An 18,138-nucleotide genomic window follows, 5' to 3' on the forward strand; every position below is an offset into this window, starting at 1 on the left:
GCGCGAGGGAGGGTGCGGCAGGAGGTGGTCAGCGGTCGAAGTCGAGTTCCACCTCCGGCGTCATCGGATGCGACTGGCACGCCAGCACGTAACCCGCCTCCGTCTCCTCCGGCTCCAGCGCGAAGTTCCGGTCCATCCGGACCTCGCCCGAGACCAGGAAGGCCCGGCAGGTCCCGCACACCCCGCCCTTGCAGGCGTACGGGGCGTCTGCGCGGCTGCGCAGCACGGTCTCCAGCAGCGATTCGTCCTTCTCCACAGGCCAGGTGCCACAGCGGCCGTCGAGGGTCGCGGTGAGTCTGCTGTGGGCCGGTGATTCGGCCCGGGTGCGGGCGGGGGTGCCCGGGCCGTCGTCCACGTGGAATATCTCCTGGTGGATGCGGCTCCGGTCGACGCCCAGGTCGCGCAGTGCCCGGTCCGCGGACTGGATCAGCCCGAAGGGTCCGCAGAGGTACCAGCCGTCCACCTCGGTCATCGGGAGCAGCGCGGGCAGCAGTTCGGTGAGGCGGTCCCGGTCCAGTCGGCCGGAGGGGAGACCGGCCTGCTGCTCCTCCCGGGAGAGCACCGTGATCAGCTGGAACCGGTCCGGGTAGCGGTCCTTGAGGTCGGCGACCTCGTCCAGGAACATCGTGGAGACGGCGGTCCGGTCGCTGCGGATCAGGCAGAACCGGGCATTCGGCTCCCGCGCCAGCAGTGTGGCCGCGATGGACAGGACCGGCGTGATTCCGCTGCCCCCGACGATCGCCGCGAAGTGCCCGGCTCGGGGCGTGAGCACGAAGCGGCCCATCGGGGGCATCGCCTCGATCACGTCGCCGACGGCGAGTTCCTTCAGTGCGTACGTGGAGAACGCGCCGCCGTCGACCAGCCGGATGCCCACGCGCAGCACCGGCTCGTCCGGTTCCTCGGCGGCGGGGGAGCAGATCGAGTACGAGCGGCGGATCTCCTCGCCGTCGACCGCGTGGCGCACGTTGAGGTGCTGGCCGGGCCGGTGACGGAAGGTCTCGCGCAGCTCGGGCGGTACGGCGAGCGTGACGGCCACCGAATCGTCCGTGAGCCGTTCGATCGCGCGGACCCGGAGCGGATGGAACATCTACAACTCCTTGAAGTGGTCGAACGGTTCGCGGCACGTCACGCAGCGGCGCAGTGCCTTGCACGCGGTGGAGGAGAACCGGCTCAGCAGCTCTGTCTCGGTCGATCCGCAGTGCGGGCAGCGCACCGAGAGGGTGAGCGGAACCGGGCCGCCCGCGGAGGCCGAGGCATCGTGCGGGCGAGGGGGTGCGATGCCGAACTCGGCCAGCTTGCGCCGCCCCTCCGCGCTGATGTCGTCCGTGGACCAGGCAGGGGAGAGCACGGTGACCACGGAGACCTCCGGTATGCCGTGGTCGTGCAGCACCCGTTCGATGTCGGCGGACATGGCCTCGATGGCGGGACATCCGGTGTAGGTCGGGGTGAGGCGCACGGTGACCCTGCCGGGGCCGAGGACATCCACGCCCCGGAGCACACCCAGCTCGTCCAGGGTCAGCACGGGCAGCTCGGGGTCGGGCACGGAGCCCGCGAGCCGGTGCAGTTCCTCCTCCAGGAGCGTTTCGGTCACCATGACGCCCCCGGGTGGCTGCGGTGCAGGTGCTGCATCTCGGCGATCATCCGGCCGAAGGGCTCGGTGTGGATGCCCTGGCGTCCCGCACCCGCCGTCCACGCCCCGGACTGCGGACCGGCCGGCAGGGTCAGCGTGGCCCGCTCCAGCACCGCGGTGACGGACTCCAGCCAGCCGCTGTGCAGCGACTGCCAGTCGACCTCCACGTCCTCGACGGGCTGGAACAGCTCGCCGGTGAACCGCCACAGGGCGTTCGCGGCGTCCTGCATCCGCTCGTGGCTCACGTCCGTGCCGTCGCCGAGCCGCAGCGTCCAGTGCTCGGAGTGGTCCTGGTGGTACGCGACCTCCTTGACAGCCTTCGCCGCCAGGCCGGCGAACGGGCCGTCGCCCGCCGCCAGCTGCTCGTACAGCAGCCGCTGGTAGGTGGAGAAGTAGAGCTGGCGGGCGATGGTGTGGGCGAAGTCGCCGTTCGGCTGCTCGACCAGCTGGACGTTGCGGAAGGCGCGCTCCTCGCGCAGGTAGGCCAGCTCGTCCTCGTCCCCGACGAGGGAGAGCAGCACCCGGGCCTGCCCCAGCAGGTCCAGGGCGATGTTGGCCAGGGCCACTTCTTCTTCCAGCACCGGGGCGTGTCCCGCCCACTCCCCCAGCCGGTGCGAGAGCACCAGCGCGTCGTCGCCCAGGGCGAGGGCCGCGGTCACAGGTGCTTCACCCCTTCCGGGATCTCGTAGAACGTCGGGTGCCGGTACGGCTTGTCGCCGGCCGGTTCGAAGAAGGAGTCCTTCTCGTCCGGGGAGGAGGCCGTGACCTGCGCGGACGGGACCACCCAGATGGAGACGCCCTCGGAGCGGCGGGTGTACAGATCGCGCGCGTTGCGCAGGGCCATTTCCGCGTCCGGGGCGTGCAGGCTGCCCGCGTGGGTGTGGGAGAGGCCGCGGCGCGAACGCACGAACACCTCCCACAGGGGCCATTCGGTCGAGCTGCTCATGCTGTCGCCTCCCCGTTGTGTACGGTCGCGGTCCGCGCCGTCGTGTGTGCTGTCGAGTGCTTCTCCGCGTAGGCGGCCGCCGCGTCACGGACCCAGGCGCCCTCCTCGTGGGCCCGGCGGCGCTGGCCGAGGCGCTGCTCGTTGCACGGGCCGTTGCCCTTGAGGACCTCCTGGAACTCCTTCCAGTCGATCGCGCCGAAGTCGTGCTGTCCGCGCTCCTCGTTCCACCGGAGGTCGGGGTCCGGGAGGGTGAGCCCCAGCGTCTCGGCCTGGGGGACACAGATGTCCACGAAGCGCTGCCGCAGCTCGTCGTTGGAGTGGCGCTTGATCTTCCAGGCCATCGACTGCGCGGAGTGGGCCGAGGCGTCGTCCGGCGGGCCGAACATCATCAGGGACGGCCACCACCAGCGGTTCACCGCGTCCTGCGCCATCTCGTGCTGCGCCTGGGTGCCGCGGCTGAGGGCGAGCAGCAGCTCGTACCCCTGGCGCTGGTGGAAGGACTCCTCCTTGCAGATGCGGACCATCGCGCGGGCGTACGGGCCGTAGGAGCAGCGGCACAGCGGCACCTGGTTGGTGATCGCCGCGCCGTCCACGAGCCAGCCGATGGCGCCGACGTCCGCCCAGGTCAGCGTCGGGTAATTGAAGATCGACGAATACCTCTGGCGGCCCGCGTGGAGCTTGTCGAGCAGTTCCTCGCGGCCGGTGCCGAGGGTCTCCGCGGCGCTGTAGAGGTAGAGGCCGTGCCCCGCCTCGTCCTGCACCTTGGCCATCAGGATGGCCTTGCGGCGCAGCGAGGGCGCCCGCGAGATCCAGTTGGCCTCCGGCTGCATCCCGATGATCTCGGAATGGGCGTGCTGGGCCATTTGCCTGACCAGCGAGGCGCGATACGCGTCGGGCATCCAGTCGCGCGGCTCGATGCGCTCGTCCGCCGCCACCGCGGCGTCGAACGCTGCCGCCAGGGCTCCGTCCGCCCCCTCGGGGCCCCCCGTTCCCGCCTGCGCCGCCTGGTCCGCAGTCACTGCCGCCATCCCGGACTCCCTACCGACCGATCGTTCGGTTCAATGTCTTCAATGGTGAGTCGGCGGCCCGTAGGGTGTCAACCCTGTGGATAACTGGCCGGGGAGTGACGGGGATCGGGGCGGGATGGATTCGTACGACGACAGGGGCGCCGAGAGCGGTGACGGAGCCGCCGGGGCGGGGACAGTACGGCACGAGGACGCCCCTTCCACCGCCGACGGGGCGGCGGCGAGCAACCGCGGCGGAATGGCCGCCCTGTCGCTCCCGTACCAGATCGTGGCCGCGGTCGTGCTGTCGGTGATCGGGCTGGTCGCCTGCACCCAGCTGGCCATGGTGTTCCTGCACGTCGCGCCCTCGAACACGCTGACCAAGCGGCACGGCGAAGCGGTCGACGACTGGGTCTACCCCGAGTTCGAGCAGAACTGGAAGCTCTTCGCCCCGAACCCGCTCCAGCAGAACATCGCCGTGCACGTGCGTGCCGAGATAGCGGGTGCCGACGGCCGCCGCACCACCCCCTGGATGAGCCTTTCCGGCGAGGACGGCAAGGCGATCCGCGGCAACCTCCTCCCCAGCCACGTCCATCAGAACGAACTCCGCCGCGGCTGGGACTTCTACCTCAACTCCCACGACAACGAGAACCGGGCCAACGGCCTTCGCGGCCGACTGTCCGAGCAGTACATCCGCCGCATCGCGATGCTGCGCCTGAGCGAGCACGACTACGGCGGCACCGTCGAGCGCATCCAGATCCGCTCCGAGACGCGGTCCGTCGCGGCACCCGGATGGAGCGGGGAGAAGATCAGCACGAAGCCGTCCTACCGGGTGCTGCCCTGGTGGAACATCACCGCGGCCGACCTTCCCGCGGACGACGGGAGGGCGGACAAGTGAGCACGCTTTCCTTCGACCGCAAGGTCGCCCACGCCGTCCAGCGCATCACCTCCTCCGCCTTCGGCCCGTACCAGAGCGCCGTCATCCGGATCGGTTTCTCGGCGACCTATCTGCTCTTCCTGCTGCGCGAGCTGCCGCACCGCCACGAGATGTACGGCCCCGACGCCCCGTGGCGCTGGGACATGGCGCAGCAGCTCATATCCGGAAACCAGTCCTTCACCGCCCTCATGTGGTCGGACAGCGCGGTCTGGTTCGAGATCGTCTACGCGGTCGCGCTGCTCTCCGCGGCGCTGCTGATGGTCGGCTGGCACACGCGTGCCATGTCGGTCCTCTTCATGGCCGGTGTCCTCTCCCTGCAGAACCGCAGCATCTTCATGGGGGACGGCGGCGACAACGTCATCCACCTGATGGCGATCTACCTGGTGCTCACGCGCTGCGGGCGGGTCTGGTCGCTGGACGCCCGGCGGGCGGCGCGTGCGGAAGAAGCGGAAGAAGCGGCGCGGGGAACAGGCGTGGAAGCCGATGTTCCGCGGCGCTCGATGCGGGGGGACGTGGTCGGCCCGGTCCTCTGGGTGGCGCTCGGCGTGGTGCTGGTCGCGGCCAGCGCGACGGACGGGCTCGGCGGTACCTGGTGGCTGCCCACGCTTCTGTGGATCCTGTGGATCGGCGAGGGCGCCTGGTGGGCCGTGAACCGCTACGCCCCGCGGAGCCAGACGCGCATCCTGCTCGACGTCATCGCCAACCTCGCCCACAACGCGACCCTCGTCGTGATCATGGCCGAGGTCTGCCTCATCTACGCCACGGCCGGCTGGTACAAGATCCAGGGCTCGCGCTGGCAGGACGGCACGGCGCTCTACTACCCGCTCAAGCTCGACTACTTCACGCCGTGGCCCGGGCTGTCGGACATCCTCGCCTCCAACGGCGTGATGGTGATGCTGATCACGTACGGCACCGTCATCGTCCAGGTCGCGTTCCCCTTCACCCTGTTCAACCGACGGGTCAAGAACGTCCTGCTCGTCGCCATGATCTGCGAGCACGCGGGCATCGCCCTGCTGCTCGGGCTGCCCTTCTTCTCGATGGCGATGATCGCCGCCGACTCGGTCTTCCTGCCGACCGTCTTCCTGGTCTGGCTCGGCGGCCGGGTGACCCTCGCACGGAAGCTGCTGTTCTCGCGCGGGAACGGGCTTCCGGAGCAGCGGCGGGCCGCCGACGACGAGGAGGCCCCGCAACGCAGCGGCGACGGGGGCCATACGCTCGTCGGGTGAGCAGCAGCAGTGAGAGTGGCAGTACCGGCCGTACCGGTGACGCGTCCGCAGTGGTGACGGGGCAGGCTCCTCGGACGGGACCTGTTTCCCCGGAAGGGCCTGTTTTCCCGGCGGAGCACGATTCCTCGTCGGGGAACGTTCCGTCGGAGAACGTTGCGGCGGAGGAGCGCGGGCCGTCCGTGGAGCCGGTGCAGTACGACGACGGATTCGGGACCGAGGTGGGCGTCGGGCCGCACCCGCTGCCCTGGCCCTCGGACGAGCGGTACGACCCCGAGCTGCTCGCCCACGGCGACCGGCGCAACGTGGGCGACGCCTACCGGTACTGGACCCGGGAGGCGATCGTCGCCGATCTGGACCTGCGGCGGCACGACTTCCACGTGGCGGTCGAGAACTGGGGCCACGACTTCAACATCGGTTCGGTGGTGCGCACCGCGAACGCCTTCCTCGCCAAGGAGATCCACATCGTGGGCCGGCGGCGCTGGAACCGGCGGGGCGCGATGGTCACCGATCGCTACCAGCACGTGCGGCACCACCCCGACACGGAGTCGCTGACCGCGTGGGCGAAGGCCGAGGGGCTGCCGATCATCGGGATCGACAACCTGCCGGGGGCGGTGCCGCTGGAGCGGACCGAGCTGCCGCGGCGCTGTGTGCTGCTCTTCGGGCAGGAGGGCCCCGGGCTGACCGAGGAGGCCCGCAGGCATGCGGCGATGGTGTGCTCCATCGCGCAGTTCGGATCCACCCGGTCGATCAACGCTGGGGCCGCGGCCGCCATCGCCATGCACGCGTGGGTGCAGCGGTACGCGGAGATCCCGGAAGGCTGAGGACCGGCCGCCGGACCGGGCCCGGCGGGGGCGCGGCGCGGCGGGCCCGGTGGGACAAGGCGGGCCGGGGGGGGGGGGGGGGGGGGGGGGGGGGGGGGGGGGGGGGGGGGGGGGGGGGGGGGGGGGGGCGGGGCGGGCCGCCGGGGGGGCGGGGGGGGGGGGGGGGGCCCCCCCCCCCCCCCCTCCCCCGGTGGTCACGCCTGGCGGCGGACTTCCACCATGCGGAAGCGGTTGGCCACGAAGGCCCCGTCGCACAGCGCCGCGTTCGCCGCCGGGTTGCCGCCCGAGCCGTGGAAGTCGGAGAAGGCCGCGGTCTGGTTGACGTACACACCGCCGGTCAGGTTCAGCGACAGCTGGGCCGACTCGTCCAGACAGACGTCCACCACCGCGCTCTCCACCTCCGGTGAGGTGGTGTACGCGCCGACCGTCATCGCGCCCTTGTCCCGGACCGTGCGGCGGAGCAGGTCCAGGGCGTCGGCCGTCGAGTCGACCGCCACCGCGAAGGCGACCGGCCCGAAGCACTCCGACAGGAAGTGCTCCTCGTCGTCCGGCTTGGCGGCGTCCAGCTTGACGACGACGGGGGTGCGGACCACGGCGTCGGGGAATTCCGGATTGGCCACCTCGCGGGAGGCCAGGGCGACCTCGCCCCGGTCCGGCGCCGCCTCCAGGCGTGCCTTCACGTCCGGGTTGACCAGGGCGCCGAGCAGTGCGTTCGCCCGGGCGTCGTCGCCCAGCAGGCCGGTCACCGCCCCGGCGATGTCGGCCGCCACCTCGTCGTACGACTTGTCGCCGGCGTCGGTGGTGATGCCGTCCCGGGGGATCAGCAGGTTCTGCGGGGTCGTGCACATCTGGCCGCTGTACAGGGAGAGCGAGAACGCCAGGTTGGACAGCATGCCCCGGTAGTCGTCCGTGGAGTCGATGACGATCGTGTTGACCCCGGCCTTCTCCGTGTAGACCTGGGCCTGTCGGGCGTTGGCCTCCAGCCAGTCGCCGAACGCGGTGGAGCCGGTGTAGTCGATGATCTTGATCTCGGGGCGGAGCGCGAGGGTCTTCGCGATGCCCTCGCCCGGCCGCTCGGTCGCCAGCGCGACCAGGTTGGGGTCGAAGCCCGCCTCGGTGAGCACCTCACGTGCCAGCTGCACTGTGAGCGCGAGCGGCAGCACGGCGCGCGGGTGCGGCTTGACCAGCACGGGATTGCCGGTGGCCAGGGAGGCGAAGAGGCCGGGGTAGCCGTTCCACGTGGGGAAGGTGTTGCAGCCGATCAGCAGCGAGATGCCGCGTGGTGCCGCGGTGAACGACTTGTGCAGCTGGAGCGGGTCGCGCTTGCCCTGGGGCTTGGACCAGTCGGCGCTTCCCGGCGTGCGGAGCTGCTCCTCGTAGGCGTATGCCACGGCTTCGAGACCGCGGTCCTGGGCGTGCGGGCCGCCCGCCTGGAACGCCATCATGAATGCCTGGCCGCTGGTGTGCATCACGGCGTGGCCGAACTCGTGGGTCCGGGCGCTGATCCGGGCCAGGATCTCCAGGCAGAGCAGGGCCCGGGTCTCGGGACCCGCCGCCCGCCAGGCGCCCATCCCCGCGCGCATCGCCGGCAGCAGGACGTCGGGGTCGGCGTGCGGATACTCCACGCCCAGCTCCGGCCCGTACGGAGAGACCTCCCCGCCCGTCCAGCCGTCGGTGCCGGGCTGGCCGAGGTCGAGCCGGGTGTTCAGCACGGCGTCGAAGGCGGCCTTGCCCTCGGCGGGGCCCAGGCTGCCGGGCGCACCGCCCTCGCCGTACGCCTTCGGGTGCTCGGGGTGCGGGGACCAGTAGGCGCGCGTGCGGATCGCGTCGAGGGCCCGGTCGAGCGTGGGTCGGTGCTTCTCGGAGAGCAGTTGCGGGGAGAGCTCGGCGGCCATGACGGACCAACTCCTCGTCGAGCTGGGCAGGGACGGGCGGACAGAGTTAGAGTAACCGAACGATCGGTCGGGACAAGGGGGCCCGCCAAACCTGTGGACAACTCGTAGGGGAGGATCGCGGACATGACCACGGCCAAGCGGGACACGTACACCCCGGAGACCCTGCTCACCGTCGCCGTCCGTGTCTTCAACGAGCGCGGCTACGACGGCACGTCCATGGAGCACCTCTCCAAGGCGGCGGGCATCTCCAAGTCGTCCATCTACCACCATGTCGCGGGCAAGGAAGAGCTGTTGCGGCGGGCGGTCAGCCGGGCGCTGGACGGGCTCTTCGGGATTCTGGACGAGCCGGGAGCGACGCGGGGGCGGGCGATCGAGCGGGTCGAGTACGTCACCCGCCGCACCGTCGACGTGCTGATAGCCGAACTCCCCTATGTCACGCTGTTGCTGCGCGTGCGGGGCAACACGAACACGGAACGCTGGGCGATGGAGCGGCGCCGCGAGTTCGACCAGCGGGTGACCGAGCTGCTCAAGGCCGCGGTCGCGGACGGCGACCTCCGTTCCGACGTGGACATACGACTGGTGACCCGGCTGCTCTTCGGAATGGTCAACTCGCTGGTGGAGTGGTACCGCCCGCTGCCGGACGGCGGGGTCGACGGCGAGCGGCTGGCGGACACGCTGGTCCGGGTGGCTTTCGAGGGCATGCGCTCCAGCCACTGAAGCCCTGATCGCCGATTCGTCGAACCATCGGCCGTCGAATGGCTCGTTCCCGACCGACCGGGCGGAACCGACCGGTCGGGGAACGGTGGGTTGAGAACGGCGGGTCGGGAACGGTGGGTACGGACGGGCGCCGGACGTTTCCGGCCGGGCGGAAGCCGGCGGATGCGGACGGGGCCGGGGCGCGTTCCCGGCCGGGCGGGGCCCGCGAGCGTGCGCCTCAGGTGAGTTCGGTGGGCCTCTCCGGGCCCGGCGCCAGGTCCGTCTCCTCGAACACCAGGAGCGTGCGGGTCGAGAGCACCTCCGGAATGGCCTGGATCTTCGTGAGGACCAGCTCGCGCAACGTCCTGTTGTCCGGGGTGTGCACCAGCAGGAGCACGTCGAAGTCGCCGCTGACCAGCGCTATGTGGGTCGCCCCGGGCAGCGCCTGGAGCTGCTCGCGCACGGTGCGCCAGGAATTCTGGACGATCTTGAGCGTGATGTACGCGGACGCGCCCTGCCCGGCCCGCTCGTGGTCCACGCGCGCACTGAAACCTCGGATCACGCCGTCGTCGAGGAGCCGGTTGATCCGGGCGTAGGCGTTGGCCCGCGACACGTGGACGCGATCGGCCACCGACCGGATCGAGGCACGTCCGTCCGTCTGGAGCAGTCGCAGGATGTCGCGGTCGATGGCGTCGAGCGGGCGGGCGGGCGGAAGCCGGCCGGGATCCTCTCCACCAGCGGCCATTTGTTCAGTTGACATGTGCCCGTGCCTCCCCGTCCTGGACGACCTGCCTCTATCCCAGGTTGTGGAGAACCGTTTGTCCACAGGCTGGAGGCGCCTGTAGCCAAAATGCGCTCGCGACCGAACAATCGGTAGGTGAGGGACGCCGCACCGGCACCTCGGACAGTGCTCGACATTTCGATGTATTTCGACACCCCTCGGCATCGGCCCATCCCCCGATGCCGACAGACGCCGCTCGAAACCCCTCGATGCCAGGAGGTGCTTGTCATGACGGTCCAGGAGCTGCCCGGCGCGGCTGCTTACCGGCCCGCGCCGCCCCCGGCCTGGAAGCCGCTCACCGATCCCGCGCCGCTGCTCCCGGACCCCGAGCCGTACCGCGTGCTCGGTACGGACGCCGTGGCGGACGTCGATCCCGAGCTGCTTCTGCGCCTGTACGCGGAGCTGGTCCGCGGCCGGAGGTACAACGCGCAGGCCACCGCGCTCACCAAGCAGGGCCGGCTCGCCGTCTACCCGTCGAGCACGGGCCAGGAGGCCTGCGAGATAGCGGCCGCCCTGGTGCTGGAGGAGCGGGACTGGCTCTTTCCCAGCTACCGCGACACCCTCGCGGCGGTGGCGCGGGGACTGGACCCGGTCGAGGCGCTGACGCTGCTGCGCGGTGACCGGCACACGGGTTACGACCCGCGGGAACACCGCATCGCCCCGCTCTGCACTCCCCTGGCCACCCAGTTGCCGCACGCGGTGGGGCTGGCGCACGCGGCCCGGCTCAAGGGCGACGACGTGGTGGCACTGGCCATGGTCGGCGACGGCGGGACCAGCGAGGGCGATTTCCACGAGGCGCTGAACTTCGCCGCGGTCTGGCGGGCCCCGGTGGTCTTCCTCGTGCAGAACAACGGCTTCGCGATCTCCGTACCGCTGGCGAAGCAGACGGCCGCGCCGTCCCTGGCGCACAAGGCCGTGGGATACGGGATGCCGGGCCGCCTGGTGGACGGCAACGACGCGGCCGCCGTGCATCAGGTGCTCGGCGAGGCGGTGGCGCGGGCCCGGCGCGGGGACGGCCCGACACTCGTCGAGGCGGTGACCTATCGCATGGACGCCCATACGAACGCCGACGACGCCACGCGCTACCGCGTCGACAGCGAGGTGGAGGCGTGGCGCGAGCACGACCCGATCCGGATTCTGGAACGGGAGCTGACCGGGCGGGGGCTGCTCGATGACGAGGGGATCGAGGAGGCGCGCGAGGCCGCGGACCGGATGGCGGCCGCCCTGCGCGAGCGGATGAACGCCGACCCGGTGCTGAATCCGATGGACCTGTTCGCCCACGTCTACGAGGAGCAGACCGCGCAACTCCGGGAGCAGGCAGCCCGGTTGAGCGTCGAACTGGACGCGGAGCAGGACCGGCACGGCCACGACGACGTGGAGGAGCGACGATGACGACGGCGGCGGCTGCCACCGGGGAGCGGACGGCGAGGACCAAGCCCGCCACGATGGCCCAGGCCCTCGGACGGGCACTGCGCGACTCGATGGCGCAGGACCCGACGGTGCATGTGCTCGGCGAGGACGTGGGCACCCTCGGCGGGGTCTTCCGGGTCACCGACGGTCTGGCGAAGGAGTTCGGCGAGGACCGCTGCACGGACACCCCGCTGGCCGAGGCGGGCATTCTCGGCACGGCGGTCGGCATGGCGATGTACGGGCTGCGGCCCGTGGTGGAGATGCAGTTCGACGCCTTCGCCTACCCGGCTTTCGAGCAGCTCATCAGCCATGTCGCGAAGATGCGGAACCGGACGGCCGGCGCCATGCCGCTGCCGATCACGGTGCGGGTTCCGTACGGCGGCGGGATCGGCGGGGTGGAGCACCACAGCGATTCCTCCGAGGCGTACTACATGGCGACGCCCGGTCTCCACGTCGTCACGCCCGCCACGGTCGAGGACGCGTACGGGCTGCTGAGGGCGTCGATCGCCTCCGACGACCCGGTGGTGTTCCTGGAGCCGAAGCGGCTCTACTGGTCGAAGGCCGACTGGTCGCCCGAGGCACCGGTGGCCGTGGAACCGATCGGCCGGGCCGTGGTCCGCCGCCCCGGGCGCAGTGCCACGCTGATCACGTACGGGCCCTCGCTGCCCGTCTGCATGGAGGCCGCGGAAGCGGCCGTCGAGGAGGGCTGGGACCTCGAAGTCGTCGACCTGCGCTCCCTGGTGCCGTTCGACGACGAGACCGTCGCCGCTTCGGTGCGGCGCACGGGGCGTGCGGTCGTCGTCCACGAGTCCTCCGGGTTCGGCGGGCCGGGCGGTGAGATCGCGGCCCGGATCACGGAGCGCTGCTTCCACCACCTGGAGGCGCCGGTGCTGCGCGTCGCCGGGTTCGACATCCCGTATCCGCCGCCGATGCAGGAGCGGCACCACCTCCCGGGCGTGGACCGGGTGCTGGACGCGGTCGCCCGCTTGCAGTGGGAGGCGGAGAGCTGATGGCCCAGGTACTCGAATTCAAGCTGCCGGACCTCGGTGAGGGACTCACCGAGGCGGAGATCGTGCGCTGGCTGGTGGAGGTCGGCGATGTCGTCGCCATCGACCAGCCGGTCGTCGAGGTCGAGACGGCCAAGGCGATGGTGGAGGTGCCGTGCCCGTACGGGGGCGTGGTCACCGCGCGGTTCGGCGAGGAAGGGACCGAACTTCCGGTCGGTGCACCGCTGTTGACGGTCGCGGTGGGATCGCAGCAGGAGACGGGATCCGGTGCCGGTCCTGACACCGGATCCGGCTCCGGGGCCGGCGCCGGCACTGTCACCGGTGTTGATTCCGGTTCCGGGGCGGCGGAGTCCTCCGGCAACGTGCTGGTCGGGTACGGGACGGGCGCGCCGGTGGCGCGTCGGCGGCGGGTCCGCCCCGAGGCGTCGGTGGCGCGGGTGTCCGCGGGGACGCCGGCCGGGGACGCCACTCCGGTTCCGGTTCCGGTCGCGGAGCCGGGCCCGGTGGCGGTCGTCTCCCCTCCGGTACGGAAGCTGGCGCGGCAGCATGGCCTTGACCTGCGGAAACTGGCGGGTTCTGGGCCGGACGGGCTGATCCTGCGGGCCGATGTCGAGGCCGCGATCAGGATCCTGGAAGAGCCGGCCACATCTTTGTCGACCGAGGTTCCCACGGCGGGAACGGCTACGACGGCGGGTGCGGCGTCGGCGCGGCCGTCGGCGGCGCTGGGGGCCGTGGCCTCGGGCGCGGAGCGGATTCCGTTGCGTGGTGTGCGGGGCGCGGTCGCCGACAAGCTGGCGCGCAGTCGGCGGGAGATCCCCGACGCCACGTGCTGGGTCGATGCCGATGCCACCGAGCTGATGGCGGCCAGAGCCGCGATGAACGGTGCCGGCGGGCCGTCGGCCGGGCCCAAGGTGTCGGTGCTCGCCCTGATGGCGCGCATCTGCACCGCCGCGCTGGCCCGGTTCCCCGAGCTCAACTCCACCGTGGACCTGGAGGCGCGGGAGATCGTGCGGCTGCCGGAGATCCACCTCGGGTTCGCGGCCCAGACCGACCGCGGGCTGGTGGTCCCCGTCGTGCGGGACGCGCACAACCGGAACGCGGAGTCGATCGGGGCCGAGATCGCCCGGCTGACGGAAGCGGCACGGGCCGGGCGGCTGACCCCGGCGGAGCTGACCGGCGGCACGTTCACGCTGAACAACTACGGAGTGTTCGGGGTCGACGGATCGACCCCGATCATCAACCACCCCGAGGCGGCGATGCTGGGGGTCGGCCGGATCGTGCCCAAGCCCTGGGTGCACGGGGGCGAGCTGGCCGTACGCCAGGTCGTCCAGCTCTCGCTGACCTTCGACCACCGGGTCTGCGACGGCGGTACGGCCGGTGGGTTCCTCCGCTACATAGCCGACTGCGTGGAACAACCGGCAGTGCTGCTGCGCACGTTGTAGGCGGAAACAGTCACGGGCCTCGTCTCCCCCGAGGCGTTCTCCTCCGCGTCCGAGTTCCTCCGCGTCCGCTTTCCGCCCGGGTCCGTGTGCCCCCGTGTCCGTGTGCCCCCGTGTCCGTGTTCTCCCCGGGGCAGCGTTTCCACGGGGCCGCGTTCTCCGGGGCCGTGTTCCGGCGGGCTCACCGGAACACGGACGCGGGGGAACGGCGGGGGAGCGCGGCCCGCATACTCGGACGCATGACCGCCTATGACGCCATCGTCCTTGCCGGAGGGGCCGCCGAGCGGCTCGGCGGCGCCGACAAGCCGGGAATCCGGGTCGGTGGCCGTGCGCTGCTCGACCGGGTGCTCTCGGCCTGTGCCGACGCCTCGACGACGGTCGTGGTGGGCGGGCGTCGGCCCACCACGCGCGCGGTGACCTGGACGTACGAAGTACCGCGGGGCGGCGGTCCGTTGGCCGCGCTCGACGCCGGGGTCCGGCTGGCCACGGCGGAGCGGGTCCTCGTGCTCTCCGCCGATCTGCCGTTCCTGGGGGCCGACACGGTCAAAGGGCTGCTGGCGGCCGCGGGGGACGGGCGGCGCGAGGGAGCGCTGTGCGTCGACCAGGACGGACGTGACCAGCCGCTCGTCGCCGTCTACGGTGCCGAACCGCTGCGTCGGGAGCTCGCGCTGCTCGCCACCGAGCACGGGGGGCTGTCCGGACTCCCGCTGCGCCTGTTGACGCAGGAACTCGATCTCGCGCGGGTGGCGGCCGACCCCCTGGCCTCTTTCGACTGCGACACCTGGGAGGACATCGCATCGGCCCGGGCCCGCATCAGAGAGCATGGGGCCGTGCTGGACGAATGGATCACCGCAGTCAAGGACGAACTCGGCATCGAACTCGACGTCGACACCGATGTCCTGCTCGACCTCGCCCGTGATGCCGCCCACGGCGTCGCCCGGCCCGCCGCGCCGCTGACGACCTTTCTGGTCGGTTACGCGGCGGCGAAGGCGAGCCGGAACGGGGGCGGGGCCGGCGGGGACGGGGACGGTGCCGTGGAGGCGGTGGCCGAAGCCGCGCGGAAGGCCGCTGCGCTCGCCCGCCGCTGGGCGGATGAGAACGAGACGCAATGACGGCTCGCGACAGCGGTGCCGGTGCCGGGCGGCAGGCGGCAGACCACGCGTCTGTCCCCGGGACCGTTCATGGTTCTGCCTCCGGGGCAGGCCCCGCCTTTGATCCCGCCTCCGAGCCCGGCTGGTTTCCCGGACCGGCCCCCGATCCGGCCTCGGAGGAGGAACGGGCCGTAGAGGAGGCTCTCGCACTGGTCAGGTGCCGGACGGCCGACGAGCCCAGCCCGAGGGGCCGACCTCATCCCGGGACGCGTCTCGACCCCACGGGTTCCCGGCCCCCGGAACACCGGGACTGCCAGGACCAACCGGATTCCCCGGCCGGGGCGGGTTCCACGAAGGGGGCGCACCCCTCGGACGGGGCGCACCCCTCGGGCAGTGCGGATTTCCCGGACGGGGTGGATCTTCCGGGGCGATCGGATTCGTCGAGCCGGTCGGACTCGGCGGGACCGGGCCCGGGAACGGAACCGGAGACGGGGCCGGGTGCGGGGTTCCGGGCGGCCGGGGCGAGGCCGGTGAGCGGGGGTGCCGACCGGGTCCCGGGGCGTGACCGGCACGAGGCGTCGGCCCCCTGGCGGGAGGCGCGTGCGCTCGCGGCTCGGGCCGGGCGCGGGGCGGCTGTACGGACCGGTCGGCTCGCGCTCGACCGGGCACTCGGCCACGTCCTCGCCGAGCCGCTCGTCGCGCTCACCGATCTGCCGTCCTTCGACACTTCCGCGATGGACGGCTGGGTCGTTTCCGGGCCGGGGCCGTGGACCGTCCGTGGGGCCCCCGTGACCGGGGAGGAGACCGGGGCGGGCTCGGCGGCGGGGGCGGGTCCGGGCCGGGGACCGGGCATTCTCGCCGGGCAGGGCGCTCCCGCCCCGCTGCCCGACGGCGACGCCGTGCGGATCGCCACCGGGGCCCGTATCCCGGCGAACGCCAACGCCGTGCTCCGTAGCGAACACGCACGCGTGGACGAGGCCAAGGGGCTGCTTCACGCGACGCGTTCGGTCGTGCCCGGGCAGGACATCAGGCCGCGCGGGCAGGAGTGCCGTTCCGGGGACCGGCTCATGCCCGCCGGAACCGTGGTGACCCCCGTGGTGCTCGGGCTGGCCGCGGCGGCCGGGTACGACACGCTCGTCGTGGCACCCCGGCCCCGGGTCGACGTCCTCGTCCTCGGTGACGAACTGCTGACCGAGGGGCTGCCGCACGACGGCCTGATCCGTGACGCGCTCGGCCCGATGATCGGTCCCTGGCTGCGCGCGCTGGGCGCCGAGGTGTCCGACCCGCTGCGGCTCGGCGACGACGCCGCAGCCCTGCGACATGCCCTGACCGGCACGGATGCCGATCTGGTCATCACCACCGGGGGCACGGCCGCAGGCCCGGTCGATCATGTCCACCCGGTGCTTGCCGAGATCGGTGCCGAGCTGCTGGTCGACGGGGTCGCCGTCCGTCCCGGCCACCCGATGCTCCTGGCCGGGTTCAGGAAGCCGGGGCCGGGGGCTCGTGAGGAAGAGGACGGGGAACCGGGGCTTCGTGCGACGGGCGGGAGGAGTACGTATCTCGTCGGGCTGCCGGGCAATCCGCTGGCCGCCGTCTCCGCGCTCCTCACCCTCGCCGCACCGCTGCTGCACGGGCTGGCCGGCCGGATGCCGGAACCCGTGCGCCGGGCCGTCGTGCGCGACGAGGTGCGGGGGCATCCGCACGACACCCGGCTCGTGCCCGTCGCCCGCCGGACCGCCGGACCTGCGGCGCCCGCCGCCGACTTCACCGACGTGCCGGGTGGCGGACGCGGCTCCACGGGCCGAACGGGCAGCGGATACGGTGGCGGCTCGGGAACCGGTGGCGGATACGGCAGGGGCGGCATGGGAACCGGGAGCGGCTGCGGCGAGTACGTCGTACCACTGCACTACAACGGTCCGGCGATGCTTCGCGGGATCGTTGCTGCTGACGGGCTGGCCGTCGTACCGCCCGGCGGGGTACGGTCCGGCACCGAGGTGGAGATCCTCGACCTACCGTGGGCCTCGGCGCTGCCGTGGACGGAAGGGCGTTTCACGTGAAACTTCCCGGCCACGATGCGATGGCCAGGCGTGCCGACGAGAAGACCCTGCCCACGCGGGTGCTGCTTCCGAGGCGTGTCGTCGACGGCCCGGCCCGGCAGGTCGCCAAACGGCTGCTGATGGCGCTGATGGTGCTCGCCGTGACCGTGCTGATCGTCTGGATGGACCGCGGCGGTTACCACGATGCCGCCGACGACCGGGTCGATCTGCTGGACGCGGTGTACTACGCGACGGTCACGCTCTCCACCACCGGCTACGGCGACATCACCCCGTACGCGGACGGCGCCCGGCTCACCAATGTGCTGCTCGTGACACCGCTGCGGGTGCTCTTCCTGATCATCCTGGTCGGCACCACTCTTGAGGTCCTCACGGAACGGACCCGGGAGGACTTTCGGCTGAAGCGTTGGAGAACTAACTTGCGTGACCACACCGTCGTCGTCGGCTTCGGGACGAAGGGCCGCTCGGCCATCCAGACCCTGCGCGCCACCGGCCTGAAGAAGGAACAGATCGTCATCGTCGACCCGGCGTCCAAGGTGATCGAGATCGCCAATGCCGAAGGGTTCGTGGGCGTGATCGGCGATGCGACGCGCAGCGACGTCCTGTTGAGGGCGGAGATCCAGAAGGCGCGTCAGATCATCATCGCCACCCAGCGCGACGACACGGCGGTGCTGGTGGCGCTGACGGCCCGGCAGCTCAACCGCGGCGCGAAGATCGTCGCCGCGGTGCGCGAGGAGGAGAACGCCCCGCTGCTCCGGCAGTCCGGGGCCGATGCCGTGATCACCAGCGCCAGCGCGGCGGGCCGGCTGCTGGGCCTCTCCGTCCTCAGCCCCAGCGCGGGCACGGTGATGGAGGACCTGATCCAGCAGGGCAGCGGACTCGATCTCGTCGAACGGCCGGTGATAAAGGCCGAGGTGGGCAAGAGCGTCCGGGAGACGGACGACCTGGTGGTCAGCGTGCTGCGGGGCCACCGGCTGCTCGGTTACGACGATCCGGCGGCCAGCCCGTTGCAGTTGACGGACCGTTTGATCACCATCGTGCGTGCCACGAACGACCTGCCGCCGGACAACCAGCCCCCGACCATGCCGCGTTCGTAGACGGAGCGGTTTTCACTCGGTGCGGCGCGTTTCGGCGCGGCTCGGCACGACTCGTCGCCGAGCGGTTCGCTTTCGTGGCCCGTCCGGGGGCACGGAGTAGCCTC

General features: G+C 71.8%; 17 protein-coding genes. 10 read left to right on the plus strand and 7 right to left on the minus strand.

Annotation, left to right across the window (positions count from 1 at the left end; all coding sequences use genetic code 11):
* Window positions 1-28: 28 nt before the first annotated feature.
* The 5 genes from ACFYW1_RS07805 to paaA are packed head-to-tail and all read right to left on the minus strand — an operon-like array spanning window position 29 to window position 3,604.
* A complete protein-coding gene (locus tag ACFYW1_RS07805; protein WP_388988629.1) occupies window positions 29-1,087 on the minus strand; it encodes a 2Fe-2S iron-sulfur cluster-binding protein in 1,059 nt (352 codons plus the stop codon).
* Complete coding sequence (gene paaD, locus ACFYW1_RS07810; RefSeq protein ID WP_388988632.1) at window positions 1,088-1,594, minus strand: 1,2-phenylacetyl-CoA epoxidase subunit PaaD; 507 nt, start codon at window positions 1,592-1,594, stop codon at window positions 1,088-1,090.
* Window positions 1,588-2,289, minus strand: coding sequence for a 1,2-phenylacetyl-CoA epoxidase subunit PaaC (paaC, locus tag ACFYW1_RS07815; RefSeq protein ID WP_388988635.1), 702 nt, complete (start codon window positions 2,287-2,289; stop codon window positions 1,588-1,590). Before paaC ends, paaD begins: the two co-directional genes overlap by 7 nt.
* Window positions 2,286-2,576 (minus strand): 1,2-phenylacetyl-CoA epoxidase subunit PaaB, encoded by a 291-nt coding sequence (gene paaB, locus ACFYW1_RS07820; RefSeq protein ID WP_093548044.1) that lies wholly within the window; start codon window positions 2,574-2,576, stop codon window positions 2,286-2,288. The genes paaC and paaB overlap by 4 nt, the downstream gene beginning before the upstream one ends.
* Entirely contained in the window at window positions 2,573-3,604 is a 1,032-nt protein-coding gene (paaA, locus tag ACFYW1_RS07825) for a 1,2-phenylacetyl-CoA epoxidase subunit PaaA (RefSeq protein WP_388988639.1), read from the minus strand. Before paaA ends, paaB begins: the two co-directional genes overlap by 4 nt.
* A gap of 115 nt (window positions 3,605-3,719) precedes the next feature.
* On the opposite strand from paaA, the gene ACFYW1_RS07830 reads away from it, so the two are divergent.
* The 3 genes from ACFYW1_RS07830 (at window position 3,720) to ACFYW1_RS07840 (ending at window position 6,564) form a co-directional block, all read left to right on the plus strand.
* On the plus strand, window positions 3,720-4,478 hold the full coding sequence (locus ACFYW1_RS07830; RefSeq protein ID WP_388988643.1) for a DUF5819 family protein: 759 nt from the start codon (window positions 3,720-3,722) through the stop codon (window positions 4,476-4,478).
* A complete protein-coding gene (locus tag ACFYW1_RS07835; protein ID WP_388988647.1) occupies window positions 4,475-5,743 on the plus strand; it encodes an HTTM domain-containing protein in 1,269 nt (422 codons plus the stop codon). The genes ACFYW1_RS07830 and ACFYW1_RS07835 overlap by 4 nt, the downstream gene beginning before the upstream one ends.
* Before the next feature lie 179 nt (window positions 5,744-5,922).
* A complete protein-coding gene (locus ACFYW1_RS07840) occupies window positions 5,923-6,564 on the plus strand; it encodes a TrmH family RNA methyltransferase (protein WP_148836915.1) in 642 nt (213 codons plus the stop codon).
* Between the two features lie 194 nt (window positions 6,565-6,758).
* Here ACFYW1_RS07840 and paaN read toward each other — a convergent pair whose 3' ends face one another.
* Window positions 6,759-8,459, minus strand: coding sequence for a phenylacetic acid degradation protein PaaN (paaN, locus tag ACFYW1_RS07845; protein ID WP_388988650.1), 1,701 nt, complete (start codon window positions 8,457-8,459; stop codon window positions 6,759-6,761).
* Between the two features lie 123 nt (window positions 8,460-8,582).
* On the opposite strand from paaN, the gene ACFYW1_RS07850 reads away from it, so the two are divergent.
* Window positions 8,583-9,176 carry a TetR/AcrR family transcriptional regulator gene (locus ACFYW1_RS07850; protein WP_388988653.1) on the plus strand — a complete coding sequence of 198 codons (594 nt, stop codon included), beginning with the start codon at window positions 8,583-8,585 and terminating at the stop codon, window positions 9,174-9,176.
* Between the two features lie 217 nt (window positions 9,177-9,393).
* Here ACFYW1_RS07850 and ACFYW1_RS07855 read toward each other — a convergent pair whose 3' ends face one another.
* The gene (locus ACFYW1_RS07855) at window positions 9,394-9,900 is read right to left on the minus strand and encodes an Lrp/AsnC family transcriptional regulator (RefSeq protein ID WP_388988656.1); all 507 of its coding nucleotides are present in this window, start codon (window positions 9,898-9,900) and stop codon (window positions 9,394-9,396) included.
* Between the two features lie 264 nt (window positions 9,901-10,164).
* Here ACFYW1_RS07855 and pdhA point away from each other — a divergent pair, with 264 nt between their 5' ends.
* From pdhA to ACFYW1_RS07885, 6 genes are all read left to right on the plus strand, one after another.
* Window positions 10,165-11,328, plus strand: a complete 1,164-nt coding sequence (gene pdhA / locus ACFYW1_RS07860; protein ID WP_388988659.1) for a pyruvate dehydrogenase (acetyl-transferring) E1 component subunit alpha — start codon at window positions 10,165-10,167, stop codon at window positions 11,326-11,328.
* Entirely contained in the window at window positions 11,325-12,356 is a 1,032-nt protein-coding gene (locus ACFYW1_RS07865) for an alpha-ketoacid dehydrogenase subunit beta (RefSeq protein ID WP_388988662.1), read from the plus strand. The genes pdhA and ACFYW1_RS07865 overlap by 4 nt, the downstream gene beginning before the upstream one ends.
* On the plus strand, window positions 12,356-13,795 hold the full coding sequence (locus tag ACFYW1_RS07870; RefSeq protein WP_388988665.1) for a dihydrolipoamide acetyltransferase family protein: 1,440 nt from the start codon (window positions 12,356-12,358) through the stop codon (window positions 13,793-13,795). The genes ACFYW1_RS07865 and ACFYW1_RS07870 overlap by 1 nt, the downstream gene beginning before the upstream one ends.
* A 236-nt stretch (window positions 13,796-14,031) precedes the next feature.
* The gene (locus tag ACFYW1_RS07875) at window positions 14,032-14,904 is read left to right on the plus strand and encodes an NTP transferase domain-containing protein (RefSeq protein ID WP_388988668.1); all 873 of its coding nucleotides are present in this window, start codon (window positions 14,032-14,034) and stop codon (window positions 14,902-14,904) included.
* Entirely contained in the window at window positions 14,901-16,940 is a 2,040-nt protein-coding gene (locus ACFYW1_RS07880; protein ID WP_388988671.1) for a molybdopterin-binding protein, read from the plus strand. The genes ACFYW1_RS07875 and ACFYW1_RS07880 overlap by 4 nt, the downstream gene beginning before the upstream one ends.
* Entirely contained in the window at window positions 16,898-18,034 is a 1,137-nt protein-coding gene (locus ACFYW1_RS07885; protein WP_388988674.1) for a potassium channel family protein, read from the plus strand. Before ACFYW1_RS07880 ends, ACFYW1_RS07885 begins: the two co-directional genes overlap by 43 nt.
* The last annotated feature ends 104 nt before the right edge of the window (window positions 18,035-18,138 follow it).

This window comes from Streptomyces sp. NPDC002669 (assembly GCF_042889165.1).
Classification (GTDB): Bacteria; Actinomycetota; Actinomycetes; order Streptomycetales; family Streptomycetaceae; genus Streptomyces.

Excerpts from the sequence above, each read along its gene's own strand:
- ACFYW1_RS07830 (WP_388988643.1), top strand. The coding sequence starts at position 3,720 with ATGGATTCGTACGACGACAGGGGCGCCGAGAGCGGTGACGGAGCCGCC.
- ACFYW1_RS07850 (WP_388988653.1), top strand. The coding sequence starts at position 8,583 with ATGACCACGGCCAAGCGGGACACGTACACCCCGGAGACCCTGCTCACC.
- pdhA (WP_388988659.1), top strand. The coding sequence starts at position 10,165 with ATGACGGTCCAGGAGCTGCCCGGCGCGGCTGCTTACCGGCCCGCGCCG.
- ACFYW1_RS07855 (WP_388988656.1), bottom strand. The coding sequence starts at position 9,900 with ATGGCCGCTGGTGGAGAGGATCCCGGCCGGCTTCCGCCCGCCCGCCCG.
- ACFYW1_RS07870 (WP_388988665.1), top strand. The coding sequence starts at position 12,356 with ATGGCCCAGGTACTCGAATTCAAGCTGCCGGACCTCGGTGAGGGACTC.
- paaN (WP_388988650.1), bottom strand. The coding sequence starts at position 8,459 with ATGGCCGCCGAGCTCTCCCCGCAACTGCTCTCCGAGAAGCACCGACCC.
- ACFYW1_RS07805 (WP_388988629.1), bottom strand. The coding sequence starts at position 1,087 with ATGTTCCATCCGCTCCGGGTCCGCGCGATCGAACGGCTCACGGACGAT.
- paaD (WP_388988632.1), bottom strand. The coding sequence starts at position 1,594 with ATGGTGACCGAAACGCTCCTGGAGGAGGAACTGCACCGGCTCGCGGGC.
- ACFYW1_RS07865 (WP_388988662.1), top strand. The coding sequence starts at position 11,325 with ATGACGACGGCGGCGGCTGCCACCGGGGAGCGGACGGCGAGGACCAAG.
- paaB (WP_093548044.1), bottom strand. The coding sequence starts at position 2,576 with ATGAGCAGCTCGACCGAATGGCCCCTGTGGGAGGTGTTCGTGCGTTCG.
- ACFYW1_RS07880 (WP_388988671.1), top strand. The coding sequence starts at position 14,901 with ATGACGGCTCGCGACAGCGGTGCCGGTGCCGGGCGGCAGGCGGCAGAC.
- paaA (WP_388988639.1), bottom strand. The coding sequence starts at position 3,604 with ATGGCGGCAGTGACTGCGGACCAGGCGGCGCAGGCGGGAACGGGGGGC.
- ACFYW1_RS07875 (WP_388988668.1), top strand. The coding sequence starts at position 14,032 with ATGACCGCCTATGACGCCATCGTCCTTGCCGGAGGGGCCGCCGAGCGG.